Source organism: Azospirillum sp. B4, assembly GCF_000333275.1.
Lineage (GTDB): Bacteria > Pseudomonadota > Alphaproteobacteria > Azospirillales > Azospirillaceae > Nitrospirillum.
Genome location: NZ_BACU01000440.1, coordinates 1 through 920, shown reverse-complemented (window position 1 = coordinate 920; position 920 = coordinate 1). Strand labels below are relative to the sequence as shown.

Here is a 920-nt window from a genome sequence, read left to right as displayed (position 1 = left end):
CGGTGGCCTCGGTGGGCAGCTACAGCGTTGTGGCCAGCGGCGCCACGGGCACGGGGCTCAGCAACTACGCGGTGAGCTATGCCGATGGCACGCTGACGGTGACCCCGGCGGCACTGACCATCACCGCCAGCGGGGCGTCCAAGACCTACGGCGCCAGCGCCAGCCTGACGGGCTACAGCAGCAGCGGCCTGGTGAATGGCGACAGCATTGCGGCCGTGACCTTGGCCAGCAGCGGCAGCGGTACGGTGGCCTCGGTGGGCAGCTACAGCGTTGTGGCCAGCGGCGCCACGGGCACGGGGCTCAGCAACTACGCGGTGAGCTATGCCGATGGCACGCTGACGGTGACCCCGGCGGCACTGACCATCACCGCCAGCGGGGCGTCCAAGACCTACGGCGCCAGCGCCAGCCTGACGGGCTACAGCAGCAGCGGCCTGGTGAACGGCGACAGCATTGCGGCCGTGACCTTGGCCAGCAGCGGCAGCGGTACGGCGGCGTCGGTGGGCAGCTACAGCGTTGTGGCCAGCGGTGCGACGGGCACGGGGCTCAGCAATTATTCGGTAAGCTATGCCGACGGCACGCTGACGGTGACCCCGGCGGCGCTGACCATCACGGCCAGCGGGGCGAGCAAGACCTACGGCGCCAGCGCCAGCCTGACGGGGTACAGCAGCAGCGGCCTGGTGAACGGCGACAGCATTGCGGCCGTGACCTTGGCCAGCAGCGGCAGCGGTACGGTGGCCTCGGTGGGCAGCTACAGCGTTGTGGCCAGCGGCGCCACGGGCACGGGGCTCAGCAACTACGCGGTGAGCTATGCCGATGGCACGCTGACGGTGACCCCGGCGGCACTGACCATCACCGCCAGCGGGGCGTCCAAGACCTACGGCGCCAGCGCCAGCCTGACGGGCTACAGCAGCAGCGGCCTG

1 protein-coding gene is annotated in these 920 nt (G+C 70.7%); it reads left to right on the top strand.

Annotated elements, in window-relative coordinates; all coding sequences use genetic code 11:
- The coding region (locus I55_RS37250; protein WP_044562195.1) for an MBG domain-containing protein at positions 1–920 on the top strand (920 nt) is incomplete at both ends.